General features: G+C 44.7%; 16 protein-coding genes. 9 read left to right on the top strand and 7 right to left on the bottom strand.

What is annotated here, in order from left to right:
• Positions 1-88: 88 nt before the first annotated feature.
• Positions 89-910: a TorF family putative porin gene (locus ACYTPF_RS18440; RefSeq protein ID WP_461853222.1), complete on the bottom strand. Its 822-nt coding sequence runs from the start codon at positions 908-910 to the stop codon at positions 89-91.
• 305 nt (positions 911-1,215) lie between these two features.
• Here ACYTPF_RS18440 and rpe point away from each other — a divergent pair, with 305 nt between their 5' ends.
• From rpe to ACYTPF_RS18400, 8 genes are all read left to right on the top strand, one after another.
• Entirely contained in the window at positions 1,216-1,893 is a 678-nt protein-coding gene (rpe, locus tag ACYTPF_RS18435) for a ribulose-phosphate 3-epimerase (protein WP_269918168.1), read from the top strand.
• Positions 1,894-1,930: 37 nt separating this feature from the next.
• Entirely contained in the window at positions 1,931-2,938 is a 1,008-nt protein-coding gene (trpS, locus tag ACYTPF_RS18430; protein ID WP_179982153.1) for a tryptophan--tRNA ligase, read from the top strand.
• A gap of 92 nt (positions 2,939-3,030) precedes the next feature.
• On the top strand, positions 3,031-3,615 hold the full coding sequence (locus ACYTPF_RS18425) for an anthranilate synthase component II (RefSeq protein ID WP_461853221.1): 585 nt from the start codon (positions 3,031-3,033) through the stop codon (positions 3,613-3,615).
• A gap of 292 nt (positions 3,616-3,907) precedes the next feature.
• Positions 3,908-5,074, top strand: a complete 1,167-nt coding sequence (locus ACYTPF_RS18420; RefSeq protein ID WP_179985121.1) for an HDOD domain-containing protein — start codon at positions 3,908-3,910, stop codon at positions 5,072-5,074.
• A gap of 529 nt (positions 5,075-5,603) precedes the next feature.
• The gene (locus ACYTPF_RS18415) at positions 5,604-6,812 is read left to right on the top strand and encodes an aspartate aminotransferase family protein (RefSeq protein ID WP_179982152.1); all 1,209 of its coding nucleotides are present in this window, start codon (positions 5,604-5,606) and stop codon (positions 6,810-6,812) included.
• Positions 6,813-6,832: 20 nt separating this feature from the next.
• Positions 6,833-7,870, top strand: coding sequence for an arginine N-succinyltransferase (gene astA, locus ACYTPF_RS18410; protein WP_461853220.1), 1,038 nt, complete (start codon positions 6,833-6,835; stop codon positions 7,868-7,870).
• A 13-nt stretch (positions 7,871-7,883) separates the two neighbouring features.
• Entirely contained in the window at positions 7,884-9,353 is a 1,470-nt protein-coding gene (gene astD / locus ACYTPF_RS18405; protein ID WP_461853219.1) for a succinylglutamate-semialdehyde dehydrogenase, read from the top strand.
• A gap of 115 nt (positions 9,354-9,468) precedes the next feature.
• The gene (locus ACYTPF_RS18400) at positions 9,469-10,275 is read left to right on the top strand and encodes a 2-oxoadipate dioxygenase/decarboxylase family protein (protein ID WP_461853218.1); all 807 of its coding nucleotides are present in this window, start codon (positions 9,469-9,471) and stop codon (positions 10,273-10,275) included.
• A 64-nt stretch (positions 10,276-10,339) separates the two neighbouring features.
• Here ACYTPF_RS18400 and ACYTPF_RS18395 read toward each other — a convergent pair whose 3' ends face one another.
• From ACYTPF_RS18395 to parC, 3 genes are all read right to left on the bottom strand, one after another.
• A complete protein-coding gene (locus ACYTPF_RS18395) occupies positions 10,340-12,508 on the bottom strand; it encodes a putative bifunctional diguanylate cyclase/phosphodiesterase (protein ID WP_461853217.1) in 2,169 nt (722 codons plus the stop codon).
• An 11-nt stretch (positions 12,509-12,519) separates the two neighbouring features.
• Entirely contained in the window at positions 12,520-13,059 is a 540-nt protein-coding gene (locus ACYTPF_RS18390; RefSeq protein WP_269918162.1) for a heme NO-binding domain-containing protein, read from the bottom strand.
• Positions 13,060-13,122: 63 nt separating this feature from the next.
• Positions 13,123-15,408, bottom strand: a complete 2,286-nt coding sequence (parC, locus tag ACYTPF_RS18385) for a DNA topoisomerase IV subunit A (protein ID WP_461853216.1) — start codon at positions 15,406-15,408, stop codon at positions 13,123-13,125.
• 359 nt (positions 15,409-15,767) lie between these two features.
• Here parC and ACYTPF_RS18380 point away from each other — a divergent pair, with 359 nt between their 5' ends.
• Entirely contained in the window at positions 15,768-18,887 is a 3,120-nt protein-coding gene (locus ACYTPF_RS18380; protein WP_461853215.1) for a hybrid sensor histidine kinase/response regulator, read from the top strand.
• A gap of 29 nt (positions 18,888-18,916) precedes the next feature.
• Here the strand turns inward: ACYTPF_RS18380 and ACYTPF_RS18375 are convergent, their stop codons facing one another.
• The 3 genes from ACYTPF_RS18375 to ACYTPF_RS18365 all read right to left on the bottom strand — a co-directional run bounded on the left by ACYTPF_RS18375 (position 18,917) and on the right by ACYTPF_RS18365 (position 24,074).
• Positions 18,917-19,624, bottom strand: coding sequence for a DUF2982 domain-containing protein (locus ACYTPF_RS18375; RefSeq protein WP_461853214.1), 708 nt, complete (start codon positions 19,622-19,624; stop codon positions 18,917-18,919).
• Between the two features lie 164 nt (positions 19,625-19,788).
• Positions 19,789-22,935 (bottom strand): efflux RND transporter permease subunit, encoded by a 3,147-nt coding sequence (locus ACYTPF_RS18370; protein ID WP_461853213.1) that lies wholly within the window; start codon positions 22,933-22,935, stop codon positions 19,789-19,791.
• Positions 22,935-24,074, bottom strand: coding sequence for an efflux RND transporter periplasmic adaptor subunit (locus tag ACYTPF_RS18365; RefSeq protein ID WP_461853212.1), 1,140 nt, complete (start codon positions 24,072-24,074; stop codon positions 22,935-22,937). Before ACYTPF_RS18365 ends, ACYTPF_RS18370 begins: the two co-directional genes overlap by 1 nt.
• Positions 24,075-24,087: the final 13 nt, after the last annotated feature.

Genomic DNA, 24,087 nt, shown 5'->3' with positions numbered 1-24,087 from the left:
AAAATGAAAAGCCTAATGCAATTACATTAGGCTTTTACTACTCAACGTTTTAATAAAGAGGTCGATCCATCGGACTCTTTTTGAAAAATTAAAGCTCGAAGTCTACTGAATAAGCTACAGTAAATTTAACTGCATCGTTATCAAATTCGTCGTCACCGCCCATATCATCAAGGTCAGTACCTGTAATTGCAAAACTAAATCCGTCTTTTGCAATTGAAACACCGTAGTCTACATAACCTTCAACGCCATTGAACGCCTCAGCAAAGTCACCTTCGTGATAGCCTACGTGAAAACCAAGTTCAGTACCGTTTAAAATTTCGGTGCTGTAATCAAGTGATGTGTAAGATGCTTGAGCGAAACCAAAATCCATTGTTTCTGGCTCATCAGCTTCAGTGTGAGCTAGTAAGTAAACGGTAAGGCTAAAGCCACCCATGCCTACTGAGCCGTATAATTCTGCGAAGTCGAAGTTCGCCTCATCATCGTAGTTGTAGTAAAGGTAACCGAAATCATACGCAATGCCGTCAGACTCGCCAGCAAAACCAAAATACATATCGTGCTCGTATGAATATACATCACCTGCACCGTAATTCACGTTAGACGCCCACGTACCTGCATAGAAACCACTTTCGTGTGCGTAGTCGATACCGCCCTGTACGGCAGCTTCGTTAGTTGTCTGTGTTAGACCACGCCAAATGTAGTTGCTGGTAGCACTTGCATTGGCAGTAAATTCGCCTTCGGCATAGCTCGGCATTGCAGTTAGTAGACACGCTGAAGAAATAGCAGCGGCAAGTAGGGTTCTTTTTGTAGATGTTTTCATGTGTGTTCTCCAGTCAAATTCAAACTTGTTGTAATTCGTTTTTTCTGTCTGTGTTTTCTTTTTTGGACTGGGTAACGCAAAGTTGATGCCCATTTATGGTTCATTGAAAATGCTTGCTAATTTATTCGTAACATACTGATAAAGAACAACTTATAAATACATCGCTTAATACTCCTGTAATTTATTCAGTTGAAGCGCAGTTTAAAAATGCACCAATAAAACGCAGCTTCACCAAAATTGGGCAGCAGCACGCTTTACGGTTGTCTGCCTTAAATTTATGTCAAATCAACCTTGATGTGCCCTTTACATAGTAAAGAAGCATGGTTTTGGGTAAACTTTCGCTACCTTATACCGTAAGTGGCAACGCACCTTGTTGTTTTTGACTTGAAGGACACGCAATGAAACCCTTTTTAATTGCCCCATCAATACTCTCTGCCGACTTTGCTCGACTTGGTGAAGACGTAGAAAAAGTATTAGACGCAGGCGCCGATGTGGTGCATTTCGATGTGATGGACAACCACTATGTGCCAAACCTTACGTTTGGGCCAATGATTTGCGAAGCATTGAGAAAATACGGCATAACCGCGCCGATTGATGTTCACCTTATGGTAAAGCCAGTAGATGACCTTATTGAGAAATTCGCCAACGCGGGGGCAAGCTACATCAGCTTTCACCCAGAAGCGTCTGAACACATAGACCGGTCTCTTCAGCTGATTATTGATGCAGGCTGCAAACCCGGCTTGGTATTTAATCCAGCCACGCCGCTACACTACTTAGATCATGTTATGGATAAACTACACCATATTCTTATAATGTCGGTGAATCCTGGCTTTGGCGGCCAAAAGTTTATCCCCAGCACCCTAGATAAAGTACGTGCGGTGAAGCAGCGCGTACTTGAAAGCGGCTATGATATTCGAATTGAAATTGACGGTGGCGTAAAAGTCGATAACATTCGCGCAATAGCAGAAGCTGGTGCAGATATGTTTGTGGCTGGTTCGGCCATTTTTTCTCAACCCGATTACAGCGATGTGATTGCGCAAATGCGCGATGAACTTTCATCGCTATCTAAAGCTTAGTTTTTAACAGAATTTAACGTATTACAGGTAAATAGAAATGAGTAATAAACCCGTTGTATTAAGTGGCTGCCAGCCTTCAGGACAACTTACCCTTGGTAACTATATGGGTGCACTTAAACAGTGGGTTTCCATGCAAGACGATCACGACTGCTTATATATGATTGTCGATTTACATGCGATCACCGTAAGACAAGATCCAAAGCAGCTTGCCGAAGCCTGTCTTGACGGCCTTTCTCTTTATCTAGCTTGCGGTATCGACCCGCAAAAGAGCACGCTATTTTTGCAATCACATGTGCCTGAGCATGCGCAACTGTCGTGGGTATTGAATTGCTATGCTCAAATGGGCGAGCTAAACCGCATGACGCAGTTTAAAGATAAGTCTGCGAAAAACGAGAACAACATAAACGTGGGCTTGTATAGCTACCCTGTGCTTCAAGCAGCAGATATTTTGCTTTATCAAGCGGACAAAGTACCTGTGGGTGAAGATCAAAAGCAACACCTTGAGTTAACACGCGACATTGCTACCCGCGTGAATAATCTATATGGCGATGTATTCCGTTTACCTGACCCTTATATTCCAGAGTTCGGTGCTCGTATCATGAGCCTGCAAGAACCAGAAAAGAAAATGTCTAAGTCAGATAACAACCCCAATAACTTCATTGGTCTGTTAGAAGATCCTAAGAAGCTAGCTAAGAAGATTAAACGCGCGGTAACCGACTCTGACGAACAAGCCAATATTTACTTCAATCCAGCCGAGAAACCAGGTGTATCTAACCTACTTACCCTGCTTTCATTAGCAACGGGTAAAACAGTAAAAGAGCTTGAGCCTGAATATACAGATAAAATGTACGGCCACTTAAAAGGTGATGTTGCAGATGCAGTGGTATCTTTACTAGAGCCTATTCAAACCCGCTATGCTGAAATCCGCGCAGACAGAGCCTACTTAGACGACGTCATGCGCCAGGGTGCAGAGAAAGCTTCAGCACGCGCAGCAGAAACTTTAGCCAAAGTTTATAAAGCAGTGGGTTTTATTCCAAAGCCGTAACTTAAATACTGCAACTAAAGGACATGAAGCGTTAATAAAGCGCTTCATGTCACAACCGTTGCTTTATAGATATACCAAGGATTAACACTGCTGTGTTGCTGTTAATTGATAACTTCGATTCGTTCACTCATAACCTTGCTAGGTATTTCACAGAGCTGGGTGCTGACGTTGAAGTAGTGCGAAACAATGCCCTCAATCTTGACGATATATCGCGCTTAGCACCTTCTCAGCTTGTTATCTCGCCAGGCCCTTGCACGCCTAACGAAGCGGGTATCAGTTTGTCTGCGATAGAGCATTTTGCCGGTGAAATTCCCATAATGGGGGTTTGCTTAGGTCATCAAGCCATAGGTCAAGTCTTTGGTGCAGAAGTGGTAGGTGCCCAAGAAATTAAACACGGTAAAGTTTCAGCATTGTCCCATCACAATACAGGGCTATTTGAAGGGCTACCAAACACCTTTAACGTAACCCGCTACCATTCATTAGTATTAAACCCTGAATCTTTACCTCCATCACTACGCGTCGATGCTTGGTGTGAGACAGCGTTGGGTACAAAAGAAATTATGGCCGTTTCCCATAATTGCTACCCTATATGGGGTGTTCAGTATCATCCTGAATCATTACTTACCGAACACGGTCACAGCGTGCTTGAAGCTTTTCTTCATCACAAAAAGGTTTAAGTCTACAGGCGTATTGCCGATACCCTACATAATGTAAAAGGTTGCGCTTGAAGGCCGTTAAAATTCGCAATTCACTGATTTTTCGTTTAACTTTTCATAATCAAGTTTAGCCAAGCGCTAACTGAGCGTTATGTTGAAAACTACATAAGCGATATCAATCATTGCAGGGTGCTAACTGTGCTTTTAAGTGGTGGCTACATCTTCACCATTACCGCAGCTAAAGTTATAAAGGCCCTTAATGTACGATAATATCGCCGTTCACCAAAAAGTTATGAGCAGGAGTGCTTTTAATATGACTATGGGGGCAACCACACCGCCGACGATAGATGATCGATTTGAAAATATGATCATCTCACCCGAGCGCGTGCTTGAAATGCTAGGAAAGCGCAAGGTGGGCCAAGTCAGCTTCGAACAGTCTGAACAGGGCGACGCACGCAGGCTTCTACTTCACGTTGAAAAAGTCGCAATTGAAAACAAACGCCTACAGGAAAAAACAGAAGCCTCTTATTTAGAGTCGGTTAGCCACCACCTTCACGAGATTTTGCTTGGTGAACTTACTGAACAACTTAGCTATACCGATGAACTCGTTCAGAAAGTGCTTAACTTGCCTGAAAACATTGGTGAGCTATTAGATGCCTTATCTGTAAAAGCATGCTCAGTGTCAAAGCTAGAGCCTATAGTAGCCACTATGCCATGGCTTTACGACGAACTTATCGTAGTAGTAAATACGCCCCGATTTAGGCGAAAAGACTCGCGAGGGCGTATTATTGTTGTTGAAACCTTACGTACCGCTTTAAGCTTTTTAGGTATCGAAAACTTACGTACGCTGATCCCGTCGCTGATATTAAAGCGTGCGATGCCCCAAATTACCGATCCTTACCCGCTGATAAAACAAAAACTAACGCATTACTCTACGGGCGTTGCGCTCACCGCTAAGCGCCTTGCTTCATTAAGCGACCTTAATAAAAACCAAGCTTACGTGTTGGCAATGGTAAGTAATTTAGGGCGCTGCGCTGTCACGCGGCTTTACTTTAAACTGTTTGATAAAATTCAGCTGCATCTACTGCAAGAGTGTCAAAAAGATAAAGAACAAAAGCGTCACGAAGCTTTACTAAGAATTGCGCCATCAGCAAATCACCTTATTGCATTACAGCAAGAGTTTGCTGATGCAATTAGCGCAGACATTTTAGAGTGGATGCACTTTACCCGTCTGCCAATTGCACAGCCAATGCGTGCTTGTGCTGATAAACAGCCAACACAGACCAAGACGTTGAGCAAAATACTCCATCAAGCACGCGCGTATACGCAAATACGCATGTTGCATCAGTTAAAGCTTGTCGACATTAAAGAAGTTAAACCACTTTTCGCTGAACAAAAATACCCTGCGGGTGCACTTGAGGCACTTAAAAGCACGGATATCTTTACCCTTCCATTGGTGAAGAATGAAGATAGTTACTAAGGCTAATTGCTGCCCCCTACTCATTTGGAACAAAAATCAGGCAAAATAGCGCACTAAACGTGAAATATTTTATGGATATTCATGCATTGGTTATGCACTTTTCGCATACTAGTTGTCTGATACTTAAAAATATTGACCGTAACTCAGTACTTTGCCTGTTTTCAGCTTGAGTAAACAGGCAAGTTTGTCGCGGCGCATTACCCTCTTTAATTCCGTTAAAGCACCACAAAACCTCTACGCGGCGCTTTTCTTAGCGTAAAAATTGATTATTACTAATTGATATAGCCCAGTAGTTAATAGTTATTCACTTTTCCTGCAAATTAAGCCACAGTCCTTATAAATAAAGGGCTGCAGCCCTTTGCATAGAAGACAAATGTTAAAAAAAATGGCATACTGTAAATCAAATCCGATTAGTTTTTATGCGCCCAATTAATGCTTATTGACTCACGCAGCACGTATAAAACGTGCGCATTGATTAGACAAGCAAGCTCACATAGTGTGATTGGCGCCCAATGCAGAGGTAACAAAGATGAACGTAACTCGCGCTACATTTGATGATGTAATGGTTCCTAACTATAACCCAGCAGGTATGGTACCTGTTCGAGGTGAAGGTTCACGCGTATGGGATCAAGATGGAGCTGAGTACATCGACTTTGCAGGCGGTATTGCAGTAAACGTTTTAGGCCACTGCCACCCTGAGCTAGTAAAAGCCCTTAACGAACAAGGCAGCAAGCTTTGGCATTTAAGTAACGTATTTACCAACGAGCCAGCGCTTCGCCTTGCTAAAAAGCTTAACGATGCAACTTTCTCTGACAAAGTTTACTTTGCCAACTCTGGTGCGGAAGCTAACGAAGCAGCACTTAAGCTTGCTCGTCGTTGGGCACTTGATAAGCACGGTGAAGACAAGAATCAAATCATTGCTTTTAATAAAGGCTTCCACGGTCGTACTTTCTTTACCGTAACGGTAGGTGGTCAAGCGGCTTACTCTGACGGTTTTGGTCCTAAGCCAGGCGCTGTTGATCATTGTGACTACAATGACTTAGCTGCTTTTGAAGCCCTAATTTCAGATAAAACTTGTGCTGTAATGATGGAACCGCTTCAAGGTGAAGGCGGGATCATTCCACCGGACGCTGACTTTGTAAAAGGTGTACGTGAGCTTTGTGACAAACACAATGCACTACTAATTTTTGATGAAGTTCAGTCAGGCGTTGGTCGTACTGGTCATCTTTATGCTTACATGGGCCTTGGCGTAACACCCGATATCCTAACTACAGCTAAATCGCTTGGTGGTGGCTTCCCAATTGGCGCCATGCTAACAACGAATGACATTGCTGCACACCTGAAGCCTGGTACCCACGGTAGCACTTACGGTGGTAACCCACTGGCATGTGCTGTTGCGGAAAAAGCATTAGATATCGTAAATCAACCAGAAGTCCTTGAAGGCGTGCTTAAGAAAGAAGCGCTTTTCCGCGAGTTGCTTGGCGCTATCAATGACAAGTACAACGTATTTGAAGAAGTACGCGGTCAAGGCATGCTGTTAGGCTGTGCACTAAATGAAAAATATCAGGGCCGTGCACGCGACTTTATGATGGCAGCCACCAAAGAGAACCTAATGTGTCTTGTTGCTGGCATGAACGTTATTCGTTTTGCACCTTCACTTGTTATTCCTGATGAAGACATTAAAGAAGGTCTTGCACGTTTTGAGCGCGCCGTTGCCGCCGTTGTAAACGCCGAATAATTACAACACGAGTAGCGAACATGAAAATCATTCGCCCTATTACGAAGGCCGACTATAACGCGCTTAAAGAAATCGCCGTTGAATCAGGTATTGGCTTTACGTCTTTACCTGTCAACGACGAGTTGCTGCAGCGTAAAATTGATCGTGCAGAAACCGCGTTTAACAAACCAAACGTAACCGAACCTGGCGATGAGTCATACTTGTTTGTAATGGAAGATACCACTACCGGACAGGTAGTGGGAACAACAGGTATTGAAGCGGCTGTTGGTATAGACGATGCGTTCTATCATTACCACCTAAGCAAAGTAGTGCACGCCTCGCGCGAGCTGAACATTCATAACACGGTAGACATTCTAACGTTTTGTAATGACTACACCGGTGTTACTGAGATATGTACGCTGTTTCTTCGCGAACAAGCCCGTGGCGGCATTAACGGCCGCTTCCTTTCAAAGGTTCGATTCTTGTTCATGATGGAGCACCGTGAACGCTTCTCAGAGACAGTTATTGCTGAAATGCGCGGTGTGAGTGACGAAGAAGGACGCTCACCGTTTTGGGAATGGCTAGAAACCCATTTCTTCTCGATGGATTTTCCTACTGCCGACTACTTAACTGGCATTGGTAATAAAGTGTTTATTGCTGAACTTATGCCGAAGTACCCGATATACGTAAATCTGCTTAGCAAAGAAGCGCAAGAAGTCATTGGCGAAGTCCATGACAAAACACGCCCTGCGCTTCAGCTTCTTGAAGAAGAAGGCTTTTCTTGCCGCGGCTACGTAGACATTTTCGACGCAGGCCCGACGGTAGAGGCAAACTTAAGCCACATCCGCACGGCTCAATCGAGCTTGAAACTGCCTGTTGTCATTGATGATAGTGCAGCTGCTCAAGGGCAAACCTACTACATCATAAACACATCAATATCTGATTTTCGTGCAGTAGCCACCGAAATGACGTTTAGCGAAGAAAAGCAAGTTGCCGTGCTTTCTCGCCAAACCGCTGCTGCATTGAATGTCAAAGAGGGAGAGCACGTACGCTTCGCCCCCGTTACATTCAGAGATTAAAAGGACACCCACTATGCTACATACACATTTTATCAACGGTAAATGGGTTGCCGGACAAGGTCATGACTTAGCGTCAATTGACCCTGCAAAAAACGAAGTGATTTGGGAAGGTAAGTCTGCGACTGCCTCTCAAATTGATGACGCAATTAACGCTGCTCGTGCTGCGCTTGTAGCGTGGAGCATGAAAACGGTTGAAGAGCGTCTAGAGATCATAAAGGTTTACGGCGCTAAACTAGAAGAAGCCAAAGCGCACCTGGCCAAAGTTATGGCAAAAGAAACGGGCAAACCAGAATGGGAAACCGCTACTGAAGTGGGCGCCATGATGGGCAAAATTGGCATTTCTGAAAAAGCGTATTTCGAACGCACGGGTAACGTTGAAAACCCAATGCCAGTGGGTAAAGCATTCATTCGCCATAAGCCTCACGGCGTTGTTGCGGTATTCGGTCCTTACAATTTCCCTGGCCACCTGCCAAATGGACACATTGTTCCGGCCCTTATTGCAGGTAACACGGTTGTGTTTAAACCAAGCGATTTAACGCCTATGGTCGCGCAGGAAATGGTGAAGCTATGGGACGCTGCTGGTCTGCCAGCGGGTGTACTTAACCTAGTTCAAGGTGAAGTTGAAACGGGCAAAGCGTTGGCGTCGCATAACGACATTGACGGTCTGTTCTTTACAGGCAGCTCACGCACAGGAAAAATCCTTCACGAGCAGTTCGCAGGACACCCGGGTAAAATTTTGGCGCTTGAAATGGGCGGCAACAACCCACTTATCGTAAAAGACGTGGCTGATGTTGATGCAGCAGTACACGATATCGTGCAATCTGCTTTCATTACTTCAGGTCAGCGCTGTACTTGTGCTCGTCGCTTATTCTTGCCAACTGGTGCCAAAGGCGACGAGATCCTTGCTCGCCTTATCGAAGTAACCAAAAACATTAAAGTTGGCGATTACGATGCTGAAGACCAGCCGTTTATGGGTGCTATGATCTCAAGCAACGCCGCTGCACTTATGGTGAAAGCGCAACAAGAACTTGAAGACCTTGGTGGTAACGTGCTGGTTCGTCTTGAACAAAAAGACGAAAGCAAAGGTTTTGCTACCCCGGGGATTATTGATGTTACTGACATGCTTGCTTCGTTGCCAGACGAAGAGCACTTTGGTCCACTACTTAAAGTAATCCGCTACAGCGACTTCGATGCTGCTATTGCAGAAGCGAATAACACCAGCTTTGGCTTGTCAGCAGGTCTTCTAGGTGACAATGAAGAAGACTATCGTTACTTCTTCGCGCGTATTCGTGCGGGCATCGTAAACTGGAACAGACCTATTACCGGTGCAAGCAGCGCTGCGCCGTTTGGCGGTGTGGGCGATAGTGGTAACCACAGAGCAAGCGCGTTTTATGCTGCTGACTACTGTGCATACCCAGTTGCATCCGTAGAGCTAGACAAAGTCACTATGCCAGGCAAATTAAGCCCAGGCTTGTCGATGTAAGCCAAGCTTTTACAGCGGTATAAAGGCCGATGCAAAGTGCGTCGGCCGATTAAGCACCAACCCTATACGAACTATTCATTTAGAAATAGTCGACGACAGAAAGGACCCTATCATTATGCATAGCAACATCGATACGTTGTTTAGCAACATGTGGGACGATTACGTAACTATCACTCCCTCAGCGCATAAAATCCATGCACTTTTGGCGGGTGAAGAAAACACGAACGATATCGTTAACGACCATGTGGCTTTTAGAACTTTTGCTTTAGATAAAACTCGCTTAGATAAGCTTGCTGCACATTTCTTGGCATTGGGTTATGAAGCGAAAGGCGACTATGACTTTGAAGCTAAAAAGCTGACCGCAAAACACTTTGAGCACCCTGACGATACTAAACCAAAAGTATTTATCAGCGAGCTTCGGGTAAATGAATTATCTGAGACAGCGCAAACCATTATTAAAAAGCTTGTAGAGCAAATGCCTGAATCTGTAGTGGATGCAGATAACTTCTTGTACTCGGGTAAACATTGGGACGTCACGAAAGCGGAATACGACACACTGCTTAACGAGTCAGAATACGCGGCGTGGATGGCAGCATGGGGCTTTCGTGCTAACCACTTTACGGTAAGTGTTAATCACTTAACCCGCACTGACGAGCTTACTGACGTAAACACATTACTTAAAGAAGCAGGCTTTGTGCTAAACACCTCAGGCGGCGAAATTAAAGGCGGTCCAGACGTATTTTTAGCGCAGTCGTCAACTATGGCTGACCGTGCTGACGTAGCATTTAGCGACGAAACTGTGGCTATTCCAAGCTGTTTTTATGAATTTGCACAGCGCTATGAAATGCCTGACGGTAAACTTTATAAAGGCTTTGTTGCTGCATCAGCTGATAAAATCTTTGAAAGTACAAATGCTAAGTAACGCGCTTGCTTAGTCATTAAAAAAGCCCGTTAGGGCTTTTTTTGTTTAAGCTTAGCAAAAGACATTACCGATTAGGCTCAGTGGTATGCCTGGCAAGAAACTGGTCGTAAGGCATGGGTTTATCAAAGTAGAAACCCTGCATTAACTTGATATCTGCTTGCTCCATAAAAGGTAGATAAGACTCTAATTCTACCCCTTCAGCCACTACATCTATTTGCAGACTCTTCAACATAGCTATTAGACCATTAAAAAGCGCGTTTGCTTTGCTATCTTGGTGGATACCTTGAATTAAACTTTTATCTACCTTAACTACCTCAAACTGAAAACTTCTCAGGTAGCTAAGTGATGAGAAGCCACTGCCAAAATCATCTAAAGACAACCTAAACCCACTCTCTCTGAGTGTATTTAATGCTCTTAGCGCTGACTTTTCGTCCCTAATAAATACCGACTCAGTGAGCTCTAGTTCTATAAATTCCGGAGATATATTGTTGTCCAAGCAAATTGAGGCTGCTTGGTCTGGAAATTCCGGGTCGAGCATCTGATTAGCACTAATATTAACCGATAGCGGAATAGCTTCACCTTGTTGCGACTCCATTATCGAAATATAGTCACAGGCAGCTTCGAGCGCTTGTAAACCAATGGCGCTATCTAACTTGTGCTCTTCCGCTATGGGGATAAACACTGCTGGCGATACCACACCGTGCAGTCCTGAGATCCAGCGGCACAACACTTCACCACCTTTTAAGACGCCATTTAAGTCATATTTACCCTGAATATAAAAATCAAGAAGATGGTTTTCTACGGCCTTGCGCAAGTCGTTCACCATACTGACCTGCTGTGTCATGCTTTCATAAAGCCCTGGCTCATAGACAAAAGTTTGCCCTTTCCCAAGCTCTTTTGCGCGATACATTGCTGCATCGGCACACTGCACTAAACCTTCAATATTGCCGCTGTGTTCTGGAAACTCTGCAATGCCAATACTGGCCGACAGTCTGAGCTCTGTCCCTTTTACAACAATGGCGTCTTCTTCAATTTGGCCAATAAGTTCCTGTGAGCGTTCGGCAATGTCCTCAATATTTTGATTAGGCACTACGGCAATAAATTCATCACCGCCCCATCTGCCAACTTCCCCAATAGGTCCGAACATACCGGTAAGTAACGCTCCCATGCGCTGTAGTTCTGCATCACCTGTCTCATGCCCCGCGTTATCATTTATGGCTTTAAACCCATCTAGGTCAATAAATACCAGAGAAAAAGGCTGCACTCTTTTCACTAATACTGAAATAGACTCACGTAGCGAGTTACGATTAGAAAGACCGGTTAATTCATCATGCAAGGCGAGTTGACGTAGCTTCGCCTCGTTGCGCTTTCTATCGCTGATGTCGCGCATTGTTGCGATTAAATAAGACGAGGTTTGTTGATAGGTTTCGAACAAAGCCACAGAAATATCTACCACTTTCATTTCGCCGCTTTGGTTTTTTATTTTTGACTCAAATCTAACCTGCTTATCAATGGCCAATTGCGCTTTATCAACTTTCTCAGCGATAAATATTTGATTGAAATCTAACCCTACACATTGCTCTTTTACTGACATACCAAGTAAATGGATAAAGGCATCATTACACTCTGTAATGATAAGGTCGGGAGAGAGGACTAGCATTGGCTCTCTTGAACTAGCGAACGCAGAGGCCATTAAATGAAAAGATTGTTCGGCTTTGCGCTGCTGGGTAATATCTTTGGTCGTTCCCACAATGTGCAGTGCTTCACCCGCGCTGCCCCGCTCTAGTACACGGCCGCGTAACCTTACCCATTGGTAGCTTTTTTCTAACATTAAGCGAAAGGAGAATTCAACGCGATCGCGATTGCCGTGAAGTGCCATGGTCCAGTGAAACTGAAGCCCTTCCAAATCGTCCTCATGGACCCGTTCAAGAAGCTGAATTAAGGTGCCCGACCACGTAGATACGCTTTGTGAGTGGAGAGAGAAAGAGCGAATCTCCATTATGTCGCTTTGCGCCTCCCAACTCCAAAATGACTCTTGCGAAGCCCACAGGGCAAGCTCTAGATCCTTTTGCGCTCGTTGGCTCTCTTGCAAAGTAGCATATAAGTTTTGAGTCTTTTCTCTGAGCAAGCTTTCAGCTTGCTCTCTGGCATTTCGCTCTCGTTTTAAACGACGCTCCATTAAAGCTGACGCGTCATTGCTAACAGGCTTGCCATTCGATGATTCATCTGACATTACATCCCCCGTTAAACAACAAGAGATATGCTAAATTCGTACGTGTGAGGCGTTTCTAGTTGATGGGTTTCCCTTTCAAGTTTGCAGTTGTAATGCGCTGCAGCGGCGTCCATCAACCCCTCAGCTAAGGGGTATAACTCTCTTTCAGAGTAGTATTGTAGGCGCATGGAGGTGTCTGTGCGTGACAGCACCTTAAAACGAGGGAGGTCTGCGTCAGGATAAAGCTTTTTAACCTGGACATGGATATCGCCGTCCAAGTGTTCCAGCATGTCTAGCATGCTATTGGTATTGGCTAACACATCACCGTGTACGGCACCTAACTTACCGAACAAATAAAAACCAAAATCGTATAAGAGTTCATTAGCAGATTTACCCGTTCTCTCCACCAGCACACCTACCAGGCGTTGCATCTGTTCAAACGGGTAATAACCCACTGCGGTATAAGCTCCGTCGTTCTCTAACCCAGCTTCCATGATGACATCATCAGCGAACTCGGGAGAAACCTTCTCCTCAAGCATATCGATTAACGATGTAAAAACTATGCCTAACATGTAAATTCCTCATTCATTCCTTTAATGAGTGTAGTTCACCTAAGCATAAGAACAACTTAAACTTTATGACAAATCTTCAGGTGCTTCGTCTTTATTTGGTAGCACTACTTCTACGCTATCAACCCGCTGTAAACCGCGAGGCAATTTATTCCCCCTACGGCCCCTTTCCCCCTGATAGTGGGTAAGGTCTTCAGCACTTAACGTCATGTTGCGCTTCCCTGCTCCAACCTTAATGGCCGCGCCATCAGGTACGACGGTCAGCACTTTGACAAACTCTTCACGGGACTGTGATTTTGCTGAAGGAATATTGATTAGCTTATTTCCTTTTCCTTTGCCTAAACTTGGCAAGTCGCGAAGCGGGAACATAAGCATTCGCCCTTCGTTAGAAATACTTAAACACCAATCAGAGTCGGGGTTAGTCACAGGCATTGGTTTCATAACTTTCGCTGCTGTAGGTAAGGACAAGTAAGCCTTACCCGCTTTATTCTTGCTAACCATATCTTTGAATGTGCCGACGAAGCCATAGCCCGCATCAGAGCCCACCAAGAACTTACTCTCGTCTTGCGCCATAATCACGTGCTGGAAGGATTCCCCACCAACAATGCTAAAGCGCCCGGTTAAAGGTTCGCCTTGACTTCGTGCAGAAGGAAGTCCGTGAGCGTCGCATGAGAATGTTCGTCCTGAGCTATCCATAAATACGGCAGGTTGATTACTTTTGCCTTCGGCGCTAGATAAATAAGCATCACCCGCTTTATAACTCAGTCCTTCAGCATCAATATCGTGACCTTTTGCACAACGTGCCCAGCCTTTTTCTGAAAGTACAACTGTGACTGATTCTGCAGGCACTAACTCTTTTTCAGACAGCGCTTTAGCTTCGCTACGCTCGACAATAGGTGAGCGCCTATCGTCACCGTATTTCTCAGCGTCAGCAAGGATTTCTTTTTTAATGAGGGTTTTAAGGCGACGGTCTGAGCCAAGCAGTTGCTGTAGCTTGTCACGCTCGGCAGCTAGCTCGTCCTGCTCTCCCTTAATTTTCATTTCTTCTAATTTGGCTAAGTGGCGAAGTTTCAGCTCTAAAATGGCTTCGGCCTGTTTATCACTTAAACCAAAACGCGACATAAGCTCAGGCTTGGGTTTGTCATAGGTACGAATAATTTCGATAACTTCATCGATATTCAAAAACGCAATTAACAAACCTTCTAAAATATGTAGACGCGCCAATACTTTATCTAAGCGATACTGCAAACGTCGTGTCACTGTATCTTTTCGATACTGCAACCACTCAGATAAAATAGTACGCAAGTCTTTAACCTGAGGGCGACCGTCTAGGCCGATCATGTTCAGGTTAACTCGGTAATTTTTCTCAAGGTCGGTAGTTGCAAACAAATGCTGCATTAATTGGGTAACGTCAATGCGATTTGAACGAGGAGTAATAACTAAGCGAGTAGGATTTTCGTGATCAGACTCATCGCGAAGGTCACTTACCATTGGCAGCTTTTTCGCCTGCATTTGCGAAGCTATTTGCTCTAGAATCTTTGCGCCAGACGCCTGATGAGGTAGAGCAGTAATCACCACATCCCCATTCTCTTCGCCGTAGACAGCACGCATTTTTATTGAGCCACGCCCAGTCTCGTAAAGCTTTTTAATATCGGCTTTTGGCGTAATAATTTCGGCTTCAGTTGGGTAATCAGGCCCATTCACATGTTCTAGGACATCGCTAAGCTCAGCTTTACTGTTGTCCAGCAACATAGCGCAAGCGTTAGCCAACTCTCTTACATTGTGAGGGGGAATATCAGTGGCCATACCCACTGCAATACCTGTCACGCCGTTAAGCAGTATATGCGGTAAACGGGCAGGTAGTACACTTGGCTCTTCTAACGTACCGTCGAAGTTGGGCACCCAGTCTACCGTGCCTTGACCAAGCTCATTTAAAAGCACTTCCGAGAATCGAGAAAGCTTAGCTTCGGTATAACGCATGGCTGCAAACGATTTAGGATCATCCGGTGCGCCCCAGTTCCCCTGACCGTCAACCAAGGGATATCGATATGAGAAAGGCTGCGCCATAAGCACCATGGCTTCGTAGCAGGCAGAGTCACCATGTGGGTGAAATTTACCAAGTACATCACCTACGGTTCTGGCAGACTTTTTATATTTTGCATTCGCGCTTAAGCCTAAATCGGACATCGCGTAAATAATACGTCGCTGTACCGGCTTTAAACCATCGGAAATATGCGGAAGAGCACGGTCCATGATGACGTACATGGAATAGTTTAGATAAGCGTCTTCGGTGAAACGTCGAAGAGGAAGTTGCTCTACCCCATCGCGATTAATGATGATCTCGTCACTCATGATAGTTTTTTCGTTTTGTTATTAATACCAATGTGCTCGTAATAGAAAGGCCGCCATTCTCGTTGTGTTGTAGCGCACTACTTACTGAATGTACGCGAGCGTTTAGGCTATTGTGGGGTAAACCGCATTTGTGTGCAATCTTTGAAAACAATTGTCATCACTTTTCAAATAGCCAATGCCTTACAGTCTTTGCTATTTAGCAAAGACCCTTGCAATGTAAATGCTATCAATGTGTTAATTGTTTGCTTTGTTATTCTGCAAATAGAGTGTTTAAATAGAAAAGGTTGAAGTTTCCGTTCAATATTCACCCTAAAAATAATAAAACCCTTATCTAAATGGTAGTTAAAGTACAGAATAATATGGCAACCTTTCGCGCACTTTCTTTCCTATTTATTTTGCTAGCTAGCTTCTGGCCTTCTTGTTCCCAAGCGCAACATATCGAGCAGCTTTTTGACGAACAAAGTACGCTAGATTTATCAGACTCGCTGTACTTTCTATTCGAAACCGATTACCAACTTACCATTGGAGATGTATCAAGAAGACGAAATGACTTTCTTATGCATCCTCACGGAAACCCTAACTTTGGCTTTCGCAATAATGGTATGTGGTTGCTAACATCCGTTGCCAATGTTTCAAACGACAAGAACTGGGTATTTTCAATAAACTTTAGTCAGCTCGATAACGTTGATTTCTATTTAGTACAAAATGGAAAGGTGATTAGTCAAAGTCATCAAGGTAAGGCGCAAAAAGAGCAGCGTTTTCGCGTTCCTACCTTTCGGGTTGAACTCGCTAACAGCGACCCCGTTGACCTTTACATACGCATCGAGAGTCATTCATCAAGCCTCATCGCTCCACTTCGCATACAAGCTGAGCCTTTACACAGCAGTTATTTCCAAATGGATAGTTTGCTCTGGGGCTTTTTTTACGGTGGCTTACTCATACTTGCCATTTATAATTTGGCCTTATTTTTCGGCGTAAAAGAGAAAAGCCTGATTGCTTATGTTGGTTACATATTAGCGGTAATCTTGTGGCAATTTGTGTGGGGCGGTCATACACACCTTTTATTTACTCAAGGAATTCCCTCTTGGCTAGTCGGTCATTCGGAATTGATATTCGTCATTATCGGTATCAGTTCAGGCTTGTTCACCATGACCTTTTTAGAAACCGAAAAGCACTCGCCCACTGCGCATCCTATTATAAACTTGTTATTAGTGTGCCAAGCCCTCACTGGACTCGTGTGCTTCGTCGATCTTCTTCCCTCTATCTGGAAGAACAACCTGGTGTATGGCGTAGGGCTGGTAGCGATTTTGAGCTATATCTACGCAGGGGTGGAAGCCTTCCTCAATAATTTCAGACCCGCACGCTACTTTATTTTTGCATGGGGTATGCTTGCTACCGGTGCCATTATTGGCATGTTAAGCCTTATCGGTGTGCTGCCCTCAAACGACTTTACTACCTACTGCTTCCAAGTTGGCGTTTTCCTAGAAGCTGGACTTTTTTCTTTTGCACTCATGGAGAAAAGTCGAAGCCAGCTTGAAAGTGAAGTAGAACAAGCAACAGATGATTTACGCAATAATGTTGAGCTTATTGAAGAGCAAAATGCACGCTTAGACATTGCGCGAAAAGACGCCATAAAGGCCAGTAACGTAAAGTCTCAGTTCCTTGCCAACATGAGCCATGAGATACGCACGCCGCTAAATGCAATATTGGGGTTTAGCAAAGAACTCAATAACGCATTGCTACCTACGGACCAGCAAGAGCAGGTTCGGATCGTTAATACTGCAGCTGAAAACCTGCTCACCATTGTTAACGACGTACTCGACTTTTCAAAAATTGAAGCGGGCAAACTTCAAATAAACAACCAACCTTTTTCACCTAATAAACTGCTCGAAGAGATGGTCACCATTATGGCTAAATCTTCGCACAGCAAGCGCATCGAGTTCGTTTTCGACTTAAATCCGCTGCCTGAAAAACTTATTGGCGATGTATTTCGCATCAAGCAAGTACTTAACAACTTACTCAGTAACGCGCTTAAGTTTACTTCTAGTGGAGCCATTACATTCTCAGCAAGCGGGCGCTCGCTTCCGCACGGTATCCACGAATTAAATATTGTCGTTGAAGACACGGGAATTGGCATTAGTCGTCAAGACAGGAAAAAGCTTTTCAGCGCTTTTTCACAGGTAGACGATGCACTAAATCGAAATTACCAAGGTACGGGCTTAGGTCTTGTAATTAGCAGGGAACTCGTTCGCCTGATGAACGGAGACCTTTCGCTTAAGAGTGTGCTGGGCCAGGGCTCTACGTTTAGCGTTTCTCTTCGTATGAATCAGCTAAGCCAAAAGTATTCATTAACGAGTAGCGAAGATTGGAAAGAGAAAAGCGTTGTTATTTTCGACCCCATTCCTGCAACACGCCGCTCAAGCGCTAATATGTTGTCGATATTAGGTGCCAAGGTTACCTCAGTGGAATCGTTAGATTATTTAGCTACGCTAAACGGTCAATATGACTTCTTCATGGCAACGGTACCGGTAAGTAAAATGGCATCGCGCGATACTTACCTAAGCCGGTTTGTACAGTTTCCAGCCACAAAACGAATTCTCTGGTACTCTGGCCCCGAGCCGTACGCTCAATATCCAAGCCTATCGCAGCACTTTTACTCTCAGATACGTATGCCAATAACCTTGACTAAGTTAGATAGCTTGGTGAACCAGCACGCTACGCCTGCGAAAAATGCCATGCAAGAGAAGATCAGCAGTTTGCCTAACGTGAAAGTATTGGCTGTTGATGACATGGAAATGAATTTGAAACTTCTACATACATGGCTTGACCATTCACCTGTAGAGCTCATTACAACGATTAGTGGGCAAGATGCGGTAAATCAGTGTCAGACACAAGAGTTCGACCTGATTTTAATGGACGTTCAGATGCCTGGGATGGATGGTGTACAAGCAACTAGGGAAATTCGCAAATCTCCTGTAAATATGGGTACGCCTATTATTGCTGTCACCGCTCACGCATTTAAGGAAGAACAGGAGCGACTACTCGCATCAGGTATGGATGATTATCTCCCTAAGCCTATCGAAGTAGAGTTACTTATTAACCTGATCAAATCTTGGTGCCATAGCATTGAACCAGGGGAAATAGAGCTTCCCTCAGTTGATTGGCAGCTTGCGCTAAAACGTGCCAATCAAAACCAAGACACCGCGAAAGAAATGTTAGACGGCTTTATAGAGTTGCTCCCTGAAACCATTGAATTACTTTCAACGCTGTGGGAAGAAAAAGATTATAACGAGCTAAAAACCGAGGTACACAAGCTTCATGGAGCGTGTTGTTATACTGGCTTGCCGCGCATGCAACATCTGGCGAATGATACTGAAAGCGCGCTCAAGTTAGGCCAGCATAAACTTGTTGATGAGCATTTACCTGCACTTATCGCTGAAGCAGAGAAAGTGTTACGGGAGAGCAAACCCAGCGTATAACAAATTATTGGCCACGCATATAGCACTGGTTATTGCGTGGCATTTTGCTCTTGAAAAAACTTCCGTGATTGCTGACATTCAGAGATTAACCTAGCAAATTCGCTGGCGTCTCTATCTAACTCTGAGCTTGCGATAAAAATATCAAAACCGAGTCGTTTTCGAAGCTCTACCATACGATGAGCTAACATGGCTTTTATTCCTTTAATGATAGTACCGTCTTCCATAACGTATTGCTTATCGTCAAACATTGATTGTTCGTAACAACTTCCCGACGCGCAGTTTTCGTCAGTATTTTGCATTAGCAGAGGTCGCTGCTCCATCAGTAAGTGTGTAGCAAGCCTTGGTGATATTGTATTTAGAAAATCAGTATAGCTTTTTATTTTGAAGCCGACTGTTTCTAAGGGAACGTGATCCAACCCATGGCGCACACGTGGGCAATCTGCACGCTGTAGGTTGTCCCAGTGAATTCGCCAACTGCCAAGACGGTGGCGATAGGTGATGTAATCTCTGGCTATTTCTAAGCTGAAGTCTGGCTCGCGTATCTTAAAATAACCAACTAGCAAACACACCAGTGCCGCACTTGTCAGAAAAATACCGGCTAAAAACAACCAATCTGGCAAAAAGACCAGCCACAAGGCTGCGACGAACAGCCCTACACAGCCCAATACTAGGCTAGTAATGCCGTTACTTTTTGACGCAGCTCGAATATAGATAGGTTCAACACTAGTGCCAGACATACAAGTACACCACCAACATAATTATGGCCCAAACGATATAGAGTCTGACACGTTTACATTTCACGCAGTCAGTCTGCCACCAGCGCACTATTGGATGAGATTTTCGCATACGCTGATACACCCTTATTATACGCTCATTAGAAAGGGATAGTTTAACCGCAAAATTAAGCTAATGTATGGTTTCTATAACGATATCGTTGAAATGCCGCCACTATAGTTGGCGTAAATACTAACGACAAGATAACCGAAAAACCAACTCCACCTGCAAGTACAACAGCCAATGGCGGCCAGAAGCTTCCCTCGCTAAATAACAACAGTGGAATTAAACCGCCCACCGTTGTAAAGGTTGTCGATAGTATGTGGCGGCTACAACTCATGGTTTCTTCAACAATGGCCTTGGTATCGCCTTTCTTTGCTTTGGGATTGGCATTGATTGCAGCAATGACCACTATCGAACCGTTAATTGCAACACCAATAAGCCCTGCACAGCCAAGTAAAGGGTTAAATCCTACTGGCAAGCCTGAAATCCACAAACTAAACATTCCCAACCCCACCGAAAGTATCGCGACTAGAGCAATAACACCTGCCATACGCAAACTTGTGAATGTCAGTATAAGCGTAGTTATCATAAGAACTAATAAAACAGGTGCATAAGTAGCAAGTTTACCTAGTGCCTGCTGCTGTTCATCTGCATCACCCGCCAAGTGAATTCTATAGCCCTCGGGTAGTTCAAGATGGCTTTCAAGCAAGTCTCTTAACTGATTACTGGCATCAACGGCCGGTACACCAGGCAATAAAAACGCCTGAATGCGGTTAAGCCTTTCTCCGTCAACACGGGTAATGCTGCTAGTTGCAGGCTGTAGCGTTAAATTAGTAACCGCGGCAAGGGGCGACCACGAGATTGCATTATCACCCGCAACAGGTATTGGCATAGCGTCCACACTAGTGACGTTTTGTCTGTAAGCCTCATCAAGCCTTACCCTAACCGGAATTTCTTCTGTGCTCTCTAGTACCGAGCCACCGGTGATCCCCGAGAAGTTAACCTGCATTTGATTAGCAAGCTCAGAAAGGGTTAAGCCGAGGTAAGATAAGTTATCACTATCGGCATTGATTTTAAGTTCAGGCTCGCCCATAGAGATACTGGTGATGGACTGAGATATGCCGTCAACTTGTGACATCAACATACGAACTTTATCGCCTAGGTCATTCAGTATATTAAGATCTGGGCCAAATATTTCGACTTCTACAGGCGCGGCAATGGGTGGACCTTGTCCAAACGCCCGTACTACAATTTGTACTTCTGGGTACTCGCTATCAAGAGAATGTTGTAACTCGCCCACCAGCGCTACCGCCTCTTCTACCGTGTGGGTAGAAACCACGGCATTGGCGAAATAAGGCATGTTGTCGCGGGTCATCATTTGATTGTAATACACCGAAGGGGCAGAGCCGCCCACCAACCAGCTAACCTGCTTCACACCTTGCTCTAAGCGAATAGCGGCATCAATTTCTTTAACGTAATGGGTGGTGTTGTCAATGCTGCTTCCTTCTTTCGTCCACAGATAAACTTCAAACTGGTCTCTATCTGCGCTTGGGAAGAACACATTGGCCAGTGTCGAAGACAGCACAAAGCCAGACAGGCAAAGTATGGCAACCACCGGTAGCACGAAAATGGGCTGTTTTATCCAACGACCTAACTGCCTTTTAAAAGCTAGGCTTAACTGCGGCGCTTGAAGACCAACTTTCCACCACGAATTGGATATGGCTTTACCTTGCGAAGCATTATCGTGCTTTGGTAAAAATCGTGCGGCTAGCGCGGCAATAATAGTCAGTGAAATAAACAAAGAGCCAATGAGCGCCATGACCACGCTTATCGCTATTGGCCCTACGAAATCACCTATATTTCCATCAAGAAGAAAGATAGGCATAAAGCCCAGAATAGTCGTAAGTGTTGAAGCTAAAAGTGGCGCAAATAAGTGAGAAACACTTTTTGCCATAGCCCCTACCCGCGTTAGGTTAGGGTCTTGTAAGTTAATGCGTATTTCATCGGTAATTACGATAGCGTTATCAATAAGCAGGCCGATGGCGATGATCATGCCAAAGATTGACATTTGGTGTATTTGCTCGTTGTAAAAGCTCAATGAAAACAACGCAAAAGCGGCGCACAATGGCAGTGCTAACCCCACAATCCATGCTGCGCGAAACCCCATGAAAAGTAGAATTACCATCATGACAACTGCACATCCCATCAATAAGTTCATCGATAGGTCGGCAAGGCGCGTGGCAGTATATTCATTTTGCTCAAATGCCACCGTCGCGGTTAATGTTCCGCTGAAATCTTTATTAAACTGCTCTACCACCGCTAATGCATTTTTCGTCCATACGTCAGAACGCAATGACGGCTGCATGCGGGCGGCTACAAAGATAGACTCTTCACCATTTAAAAAGGCTATTTCGCTTCGTGGAGTGGTGTAACTGCGTTCTACCGACGCAACATCTTCGACTCTCAAATAGCGCCCTTGTTCATTAACAAGAGGAATAGACGCTATCATGTTTACACCATTTAAGCCCTCTCCCACCGTAAAGCGCAGGTTACTTTGTTCGGTATTCAGTATACCTGCAGGCAATTTGGGGTCAGCACGACTGATTGTATTGCTGACCTGCTGCAATGTAAGGCCTGTAGCAGCTAGCTTGATAGGGTCTATGTTGACACTAATTTCTTCCTGCGGTGCGCCGTATACACGCACTAACTCAGTACCGTTAACATTGCGAAGTCGGTCGGTAAGTTCTTGAGCCAAACGAGCGGTGAGCGTGATAGGTGTATTATCAAAGTGTTCAGCGCGCACAGAAAGCAACAAGGTAAAAGCAGTCGCGCCGCGTTTTTCATCAAATATCGGCGCCATTGCGCCTTCTGGAAATGACTCAGCGGCAGCACCTATTGCATCGCGGGTCTCACTAAATAGCTGTTCGTTACTTGTGTTGTCTATCCAGTCCTGTGTTTCAATCAATATGATGGAAATCCCTGCACGAGAGGTAGATTTCACTTCCTTAATCTCAAATATTTCCCTTAACCTGTCTTCAAGTACGTCGCTGACTAAGGCTTCAACTCGCTCAGCTGATGCGCCAGGATACTGGGTAATAATTAGCGCGTTTCTTGTATCAATTCGAGGGTCTTCTATTCGTGGTAATGAGCCCAAAGCTGATAACCCTGCGGTAATCAAAATCAATAGACTTAAAACCAGCAAGTGACCCCGACGATAAAAAAGCGTGTACCACGGGTAGGGTTTATCGGTATCGAAGTTAAATGACTTCATTAATGGGCCCCAGCATGTTGTTCACTGGGTATAGCTACCATTTGCCCTGGCGCTAATTTATGGGTGCCCTCTTTAACATAAACATCACCGTTTTTGAGCGCGCCGCGAACAAACGCTTTATTTCCATCGGTATATACCACCTCGACAACGCGCGCTTCTATGGTGGCGTTTGACTCACTAGATAAAACGAAAACACGCCACAAGCCTCTAAGGCCATTACTTAGCGCGTTTACAGGAAGCCAAGCACCTGTTTCAGAATGAGAGCGGAAGGCAGACAGAATTGCCATATCGCCAGGACGAACCTGTTCGTTACTATTAAGTGTGACCAGAATATCTACGGTTCGAGTCTGCACGTTACGTACTGGAAGCCGCTGAGATACCGTTCCAGCAACATCAATATCGCCAACACGCACAAGTACGGGTTCATTAACATCAAACTGCTCTACGACGTCAGCAGGTACCGCAAAGCGGGCTTGATAATTGTCGATACTTGTAATGCCAAATACAGGGCTTCCTGCACTCACCACACTGCCTTCATCAAAAAATCGGCGATTAACAACACCATCAAAAGGCGAAACGAGCGTAGTTTTTGCTATCTCTACATTGAGAGATTCGAGCGCAGCCTGCATTTCGCTAACCTGCGCTTTCGCTACGTTTAAATTCGCTTTTGCTTCATCCAGTCGTTGTGCTGACTCTAGCTTTCTTTCCACCAATGAGATGGTTCTATCACTGTTAACTTTAGCAAGTGCAAGATCAGCACTTGCTCGCTCAAGCGCTGCTTGTAGCTCTCGCTTTCTTGCATTTAAGCGCTGCAAATCTTGGTGAGCAAGTATATCGCCTTGACTGACTACATCGCCTTCTTCTACAAGCATTCGGGTAACTTGACCAGCGACATCAAAGGATAAAGATGTGGCCTTAGGTGATTCAACTAAACCAAATACGTTAATAGGCGTTTCAAAGCCTGATTGAATGGTAACCGTACCTGTTGAAACCGCAACGGGTAGTCTTGCCTCTGGCGTTTGCGTTGCGTTCCCCAAACCAGCAGTCATCAGTAATACCACCAGTGCTGCTGTAAAAACGGCAATTGAAATAAGTAACGTGAACTTGCCACTTTTAGACGGTGTATTTGCAGCAGTCATAACGGTTCCTTTA

The organism is Alteromonas sp. HB246098, assembly GCF_054890645.1.
This window is presented reverse-complemented; position numbering and strand designations above follow the sequence as displayed.

Coding starts and splice junctions, on each gene's coding strand:
- astA (WP_461853220.1), top strand. CDS start 6,833: ATGAAAATCATTCGCCCTATTACGAAGGCCGACTATAACGCGCTTAAA.
- ACYTPF_RS18390 (WP_269918162.1), bottom strand. CDS start 13,059: ATGTTAGGCATAGTTTTTACATCGTTAATCGATATGCTTGAGGAGAAG.
- trpS (WP_179982153.1), top strand. CDS start 1,931: ATGAGTAATAAACCCGTTGTATTAAGTGGCTGCCAGCCTTCAGGACAA.
- ACYTPF_RS18440 (WP_461853222.1), bottom strand. CDS start 910: ATGGGCATCAACTTTGCGTTACCCAGTCCAAAAAAGAAAACACAGACA.
- parC (WP_461853216.1), bottom strand. CDS start 15,408: ATGAGTGACGAGATCATCATTAATCGCGATGGGGTAGAGCAACTTCCT.
- ACYTPF_RS18415 (WP_179982152.1), top strand. CDS start 5,604: ATGAACGTAACTCGCGCTACATTTGATGATGTAATGGTTCCTAACTAT.
- ACYTPF_RS18370 (WP_461853213.1), bottom strand. CDS start 22,935: ATGAAGTCATTTAACTTCGATACCGATAAACCCTACCCGTGGTACACG.
- ACYTPF_RS18395 (WP_461853217.1), bottom strand. CDS start 12,508: ATGTCAGATGAATCATCGAATGGCAAGCCTGTTAGCAATGACGCGTCA.
- astD (WP_461853219.1), top strand. CDS start 7,884: ATGCTACATACACATTTTATCAACGGTAAATGGGTTGCCGGACAAGGT.
- ACYTPF_RS18400 (WP_461853218.1), top strand. CDS start 9,469: ATGCATAGCAACATCGATACGTTGTTTAGCAACATGTGGGACGATTAC.
- ACYTPF_RS18375 (WP_461853214.1), bottom strand. CDS start 19,624: ATGTCTGGCACTAGTGTTGAACCTATCTATATTCGAGCTGCGTCAAAA.
- ACYTPF_RS18380 (WP_461853215.1), top strand. CDS start 15,768: ATGGCAACCTTTCGCGCACTTTCTTTCCTATTTATTTTGCTAGCTAGC.
- rpe (WP_269918168.1), top strand. CDS start 1,216: ATGAAACCCTTTTTAATTGCCCCATCAATACTCTCTGCCGACTTTGCT.
- ACYTPF_RS18420 (WP_179985121.1), top strand. CDS start 3,908: ATGACTATGGGGGCAACCACACCGCCGACGATAGATGATCGATTTGAA.
- ACYTPF_RS18365 (WP_461853212.1), bottom strand. CDS start 24,074: ATGACTGCTGCAAATACACCGTCTAAAAGTGGCAAGTTCACGTTACTT.